Raw genomic sequence first — 6,610 nt, 5'->3', positions numbered from 1 at the left:
CGAGGATGCCGTTGAGCGGCGTGCGGATCTCGTGCGAGACGGTGGCCAGGAAGCGGCTCTTGGCACGGTTGGCGGCGGCGGCAGGACCCGGTGAGGCCTGAGGCGGGACGGTCTGGGCCGGGACGGTCTGGGGCGGCGCCGGCTGCGGCGCCTCGCCGCCCAGGCCGGCGGGCCGGCGGTCGCGGGTGTCCATCAGCAGGGCGGCGAGCTCCGCGGCACGGCCGGCCGGATCGCTCTCGCTGCGCCGCTTGGTGGCCTCGACCGCGCCGACATCGACCACGAAGCTCGAATCCTCGCGGAAGGTGCGGACGTCGACATTGCCGATGAAGCCGAACCGGACCGTCGTCGCCTGGTCGCGCATCTCCGTGTCGACGCCGGCCACCATCGGGGGCGGTGCGCCCTTCGCATCGGCGAGATCGAATTTCAGCGGCGCATCGAAGGTGAGGACCAGGGCGTCCTTCTCGCGCGAGGTCGCGACCGGGATCAGGTCCGGGAGATCGAACACGTAGCGCGAGAAGGTCGGCTGATGAGAGACGCGCACCCGGGTGAGCGGCATCTGCTTCTGGCGCGCGAGCTGCTGCTGCTGCCGGATCTTGCGCTCGGCGTCGCGGGCGCGGCGCGCGAGCTCTTCGACGACCTCCTTGGGCAGGCCGGGCGGAGGGCCCTTCCAGGTCTCGGGCAGCAGATCGACATAGAGACGCTCGCCCGCCGTCATCGTGTTCAGCTTGAAGGGACGGGTCAGCGCGATGCGCACGCCGCGACCGTCGGGATCGCGACGGGCCGCACCGACATAGCCGCTCGCGGCGCTGGAGAGCCGCTCGACGTCGACCGCGACCGGCGAGCGGAAGCCGACGACGAGGATGCCGTTCCCCATCCGCACGTCGCTCTCCACGTCCTCGGCGAAGTGGAAGACGATGCGGGCATAGCCCTCGGCGGTCGAGACGGACATCTCCGCCTTCACGGCCGGCGCCGCCATGGCGGCGCCGAGCAGCAGCGCCCCCATCACGGCCGCGGCACCGACCAGGCTGGCGAGCCGGACGGCGACGCGGCCGAGAGGAACGACGAGGCGCTCGCGATCGCAGGGTCGATACGCGGCACGCAACGCAACTGAAAGCAACGACATGACGGGTCCCGCGCGAACGCGCTACGACTACACTCGGGATGCTCATGACCCTAGCCTGCCGCGTTTAACGCGCGCTTAACGCTATGCTCTTGATTTGGCAGGCAGGCTTCCCGACGCGGCCGGGCCAGCACCGCCGCCGCCGGCAAGAGCGTCGCGACGGGTCGGGAACCCGGCCGCGCGCGGGCGATTGTCCGAGCAACACTCGGAGGAACGCACCCATGATCCAGGACAATTTCGGAATCATCCTCGCACTGCTGTTGATCGTCGTTCCGTCGATCGCGAGCATGGCGATGGGCGGCTTGTCGGGACGCACGTCGTTCCGTCCCGCGCTCGCCACGGGCCGCGACGTCGACGACCACGACGAGACCCAGGGCCACCCGGTTCGCAACTACGGCCGCAACCCGGATCGGCGCTGACGATCGGCCGCGGCGCCCGCCAAGGGCGCCGCGTGCCTCACCGACGACGCTCAGCGTCGCCAGGGCAGCGCGCCGGGTTTCTCGACGAACACCCAGGCGCCCTGCCCCAGCGCCTCGGGAAACGGCGTGACGATGGCGCCGTCCCGGGCCGTGTAGGCGATGCCGGCGTGGCTCAGCCTCGCCTTCAAGGCGTCGAGCGACGCGACCGCGAGCGCATAGGCGCCGATGAACGGCAGCGCGGGCGGCGGCGGACCACCGGTCAGCTCCTGATAGGCCGCCGGCGTGACGATCTGGACGCGCCCACGCTCCAGCGCGATCGTGGCACCGTCGGCGACGCCGATCGCCGGCCGGCCGAGATAGCGCGAGAACCGCGCCGCGGCTTCGGTGGTGTCGTCGACGGCGATCACCACGTCGAGCAGCGCCGTCGCGCCGTTCGGATGCGACAGCCAGCGCGGCTGCCACACCGTGTGCTCGGTCCGGTGCGTGAGCATCTGGATCCGGCCTTCCGGCATCACCCCGGGCGACAGCCGCGCCACCGTGAAGGCGGCGATGTCGGGCCCGTCCACCGTCTCGACCGGACGCTGCATCGAGACCAGCGGCTGCATCGGCATGCCGCTGGCGGAGAGACGGGCGTGATGGGCCGCCGCGTCCGCCACCGCGAAGGCGATCAGGTGGACGCCCGGATACCGCGCGAGCGCGCTGTCGAGCTGGCGGCCGAGCGGCGTATCGGCGGTCTTGAACAGAACCTCCACATAACCGCGCGCGAACATCGCCGTGACGTTGCCGGTGCCGGCCGGTGCCGCGCTGCCGTCCGGACCCGGATTGACCTGGACCGAGGGCGGTGTGGGGGCGAACCCGGCGCGCGCGAGCGCCTCGCCCGCAGCGCCGCGGTCCGCGGCGAAATGCCCGACATGGTCCAGAAAAATCTCCTCTCCGGACGGAAGCTGACGCGCGCTTTCTTCCATGAACCACCGAACTCCTGATCCCGACGTTGTTTTTTTACCACTTCGCGCACGGGTTGCTGCAGAGCCCGGCGCCGGCCTTATATATCAGGCCTCGCCGCCGTCGACCCCTCCGGCGACCGCATCGCGGTATGGACCCTCGCACGGCCCGGCCGCGTTGTCCGGCACAGAAATTGCTCTGGTTTACGGCCCGCAACAGGTCGAGAATGGACGTCGTTTGACCCCCGCCCCCACCATGGACGCCATGACGCAAACGGCTCCGCACGCGCCGCCATCCGACCCGCGCCAGGCGCTCGCGTTCCGACACGTGTCGAAGCACTTCCTCCGCGGCGACGGATCGTCGCTCGAGGTGCTGCGCGACGTCGGCTTCGACGTGCCGGCCGGCTCGGTCGTGTCGATCCTCGGTCCGTCCGGCTCCGGCAAGTCGACGCTGCTCAACATGGCGGCAGGACTGCTGCTTCCCGACGACGGCCGCGTGCTGGTGCTCGGCCACGAGACCAGCGGCACGGTCGACTGGTCGCGGCTCGGCTACATGTTCCAGGACGACCGCCTGCTGCCGTGGCGCACCGCGGTCGACAATGTCGGCCTCGCCCTGGAGACGGGATCGATGGGCAAGCGGGAGCGGCGCGAGCGGGCGCAGGCGCAGCTCGCGGTGGTCGGGCTGGGCGAATTCGGCAGCTCCTATCCGCACCAGCTCTCGGGCGGCATGCGCAGCCGCGTGGCGCTCGCCCGCAGCCTGGTCACCGAGCCGGACATTCTGCTCATGGACGAGCCGTTTTCGCGGCTCGATGCCCAGACGCGCACCACTATGCATACAGAGTTGCTGCGCATCCACCGGGAGCGCGGCATGTCGATCGTGTTCGTCACCCACGACGTCGAGGAGGCCGTGATCCTCGCCGACCGCATCGTGATGTTCTCGCCGCGGCCCGGCCGCGTGCACACCGAGCTGTCCGTCGACCTGGCGCATCCGCGTCTCGGCACCCCGGAAGCACTGACCCTCGTCGCGGAGCTGCGTGCCGCGATCGCAGGCATGTCGGCCGACTGGGTCATCTGACCCCCCTCTCGCGCCATTGGAGACACCATGTCCGTCCGAAAGCTCGCCGCCCTGCTGGCCGTCGCGGCCGCCACACTCGCTCCGGTCGCCGCCTCGGCGCAGGAGAAGATCAAGGTCGGCTACTGGACCAGCGGCTTCAGCGTCGGCTTCGGCGCCGTGCTGGAGGCCGGGAAGTTCCTCGAGGCCCAGGGCCTGCAGCCCGAATACATCAAGTTCAGCGACGTCAACGGTCCGACCAAGGCGCTGATGACCAACTCGATCGACGTCGCCTTCGGGGCGCCGGCGACCGGCGCCTTCACGCTCGGCGGCGAGGGCGCGCCGCTCGAGGTCGTGCTGGTGACCCAGATCGCCGAGGCGACCTTCGTCACCAAGGACGGCTCGCCGGTGACGTCGCTCGCCGATCTCAAGGGCAAGAAGGTCGGCATGTCGCCGGCCGGCAGCGCCATGTACGCGATCACCACGGCGCTGCTGGAGAAGAACCAGGGGCTCAAGCGCACCGACTTCACCGCCGTGCCGGGCAACGAGGGCCGGCTGCTGCAGTTCCTGTCGCAGGGCGACATCGACGTCGCGGCGCTGCGCGCCGTGACGCTCGCCTCGGTGAGCGACATCAAGCTCAAGCCGCTCGGCAACGTCGTCGACGAGTGGAAGGCGATGACCAAGACCTCGGCTCCGCCGATCCTCGGCGTCGCCATCGTGCACAAGACTTTCGCCCGGCAGAGCCCGCAGGCGGTGGTCAAGTACGTCAAGGCCGTGATGGAGGCGACGAAGTTCGGCAGCAAGGAGACCGACAAGGCCTCCGCCATCCTGCGCAGCAGCGCCAATCTCGACGCCAAGGACGCCACCGCCTATGCGCGGCTGTGGGACCAGTTCTACGTCGCCTCGCTCGAGCCCGCCGACATCGCCACCCTGAAGACCATGGCCGAGGTGTTCCGCGCCGCCGGCACCATCGAGAGGCCGGTGCCCGACACGCTGTTCGTTCCGACCTATTACGAGCAGGCGAAGAAGTGAGAGCGCCGACTGAAGCACCGAAGAAGACGGCCGGCAGCGCCTCGCTGGCGCTCCGGCGGTCCGCCCTGCTCGTGCTGCTGATCGCGGCCTGGTGGGCGGCCTCGCTCTTCTCGCCGCCCTATGTGCTGCCGAGCCCGGTCCGGGTGATGCAGCGGCTGGTGACGCTCGCGGAGAGCGGCGACCTCTTCTACAATCTGTTCACGACCCTGTGGCGCGTGCTCGCCGGCTTCGCGGTCGCCGTCGCGATCGGCGTGCCGGGCGGCATCCTGCTCGGCTCCAACCGCACGCTCGGCGCCTTCTTCGAGCCGGTGCTGCCGGTGATGAACACGGTGTCGTCCGCGATCTGGGCGATCTTCGCGATCATCTGGTTCGGCCTGTCCCCGCTGACGCCGATCTTCGTCGTGCTGATGACGGCGCTGCCGCTGATCATCACCAATGTCTGGCAGGGCACCCAGGCCGTCAACGCGGACTTCGTCGAGCTGGCGCAGACGCTGCGCTTCTCGCGGCTGAAGACGCTGGTGAAGATCTACGTGCCGTCGATCCTGCCCTACTTCTTCTCGGGGGCGCGGCTCGCGTTCGGCTTCGGGTGGCGCGTCAGCCTCGTCGCCGAGACGCTCGGCGCATCCAGCGGCGTCGGCTACCGCCTGCGGCAGGCCTCCGACCTGATCCAGACCGACCAGGTGTTCGCCTGGACGATCGCCCAGATCGCCATGATGGTGGTGATCGAGATGGGCCTGCTGGCGCCCCTGGAGCGGCATCTGTTCCGCTGGCGCCGCGACGTGCGGACGTGAGCTCCGCCGGCGCGCCCGCGCGCCGGCCGGTTTCTTGCAAGGGCGACGGCGGCTCGGCCGCCGGACAAGACCCGAGAGCGGAGGAGCCGGGGAACGTGCGACCCGTCCGACACGGGTCGGTGACATGCAGCCGCGGCGGCCTTGGACCGTCCGCGACGGGAGACGACGATGCAACGACGTGACGTGCTGAAGCTGGCCTTGGGCTCTCTCGCCGGCGCCGCCCTCGCGACCCGGCCCGCCTTCGCACAGGGCTATCCGGACCGCGCGATCCGGCTGATCGTGCCGCGCAGCGCCGGCGGCGTGCTCGACATCGTCGCCCGCCAGTTCGGCGAATGGGCGAAGGGCCCGCTCGGGACGATCGTCGTCGAGAACCAGGGCGGCGGCGGCGGCATCATCGGCACCGCGATGGCGGCCCGCAGCGCCCCGGACGGCTACACGCTGCTGCTCGGCTCGACCAGCGATCTCGTGCTCAACCCGGCGCTCAATCCCAAGGCCGGCTACGAGGCCAAGGACTTCGCGCCGATCTCCACGATGGCGATCTCGGTGGCGGCCATCATGGTGCATCCCTCGGTGCCGGCCAACGACCTGAAGGAGCTCGCCGCCTACGCCAAGGCGAACCCCAACAAGCTGTCCTACGGCTCGGCCGGCCCGGGCACCATGGCCAACCTGGCGGGCGAGCTGTTCAAGTCGCTCGCCGGCACGCCCGACATCGTCCACGTGCCCTACAAGGGCGCCGCCGGCGGCTATGCCGACCTGATCGCCGGCCAGGTGCCGATGTTCGCCGCCAACATCACGGACCAGATGGTCTCGCTGCACCGCGCCGGCAAGGTGCGCATCCTGGCGGTCGCCACCGAGCAGCGCCTCGCGATCGCGCCCGAGCTCCCGACCAGCGCCGAGGCCGGCTATCCGGAGCTGATCGCCAAGCTGACGCTCGGCCTGTTCGCGCCCGCCGCCACCCCCGAGCCGATCCTCGAGAAGCTCGACCAGGTGACCCGCAAGTGCATGGACGACGCGGGCTTCCGGGCCCAGCTCGTGAAGGCCGGCTTCGAGCCGGTGCTCGGCATCGGCCGCGCCGAGACGGCGGCCTTCATCGACGCCGAGCAGAAGCGCTGGACCCCCATCGTGATGTCGTCGGGGCTGAAGACGCAGTAGAGCGTCCCACGCTCTCGTCCGCTCGTCCCGACCTCTGCACTCGTCATGGCCGGGCTCGTCCCGGCCATCCACGCGTTCGACCGCGGACAGTCTGAAAAGACGTG

At 70.3% G+C, this 6,610-nt stretch carries 7 protein-coding genes; 5 read left to right on the top strand and 2 right to left on the bottom strand.

The genetic code is table 11. The features are described 5' to 3' along the window. A partial coding sequence (locus CH341_RS36065) for a histidine kinase dimerization/phospho-acceptor domain-containing protein (RefSeq protein WP_281023653.1) occupies positions 1-1,123 on the bottom strand: 1,123 nt, incomplete at its 3' end. A 218-nt stretch (positions 1,124-1,341) separates the two neighbouring features. Between CH341_RS36065 and CH341_RS26305 the strand changes: the two genes are divergently transcribed. Further along, a complete protein-coding gene (locus CH341_RS26305; protein ID WP_111421926.1) occupies positions 1,342-1,539 on the top strand; it encodes a hypothetical protein in 198 nt (65 codons plus the stop codon). 50 nt (positions 1,540-1,589) lie between these two features. Here CH341_RS26305 and CH341_RS26300 read toward each other — a convergent pair whose 3' ends face one another. Beyond that, a complete protein-coding gene (locus CH341_RS26300; RefSeq protein ID WP_111421925.1) occupies positions 1,590-2,504 on the bottom strand; it encodes a VOC family protein in 915 nt (304 codons plus the stop codon). 304 nt (positions 2,505-2,808) lie between these two features. Here CH341_RS26300 and CH341_RS26295 point away from each other — a divergent pair, with 304 nt between their 5' ends. From CH341_RS26295 to CH341_RS26280, 4 genes are all read left to right on the top strand, one after another. After that, the gene (locus CH341_RS26295; RefSeq protein ID WP_245431261.1) at positions 2,809-3,555 is read left to right on the top strand and encodes an ABC transporter ATP-binding protein; all 747 of its coding nucleotides are present in this window, start codon (positions 2,809-2,811) and stop codon (positions 3,553-3,555) included. Positions 3,556-3,582: 27 nt separating this feature from the next. After that, entirely contained in the window at positions 3,583-4,563 is a 981-nt protein-coding gene (locus CH341_RS26290; RefSeq protein ID WP_111421923.1) for an ABC transporter substrate-binding protein, read from the top strand. Next, positions 4,560-5,354: an ABC transporter permease gene (locus CH341_RS26285; RefSeq protein WP_111421922.1), complete on the top strand. Its 795-nt coding sequence runs from the start codon at positions 4,560-4,562 to the stop codon at positions 5,352-5,354. Before CH341_RS26290 ends, CH341_RS26285 begins: the two co-directional genes overlap by 4 nt. 168 nt (positions 5,355-5,522) lie before the next feature. Beyond that, on the top strand, positions 5,523-6,506 hold the full coding sequence (locus CH341_RS26280; RefSeq protein WP_111421921.1) for a Bug family tripartite tricarboxylate transporter substrate binding protein: 984 nt from the start codon (positions 5,523-5,525) through the stop codon (positions 6,504-6,506). The last annotated feature ends 104 nt before the right edge of the window (positions 6,507-6,610 follow it).

The sequence above is a fragment of the Rhodoplanes roseus genome, from assembly GCF_003258865.1.
Taxonomy (GTDB): Bacteria; Pseudomonadota; Alphaproteobacteria; order Rhizobiales; family Xanthobacteraceae; genus Rhodoplanes; species Rhodoplanes roseus.
Note: the sequence above shows the minus strand (reverse complement) of the source record. Positions and strands in the feature narration are given on the sequence as shown.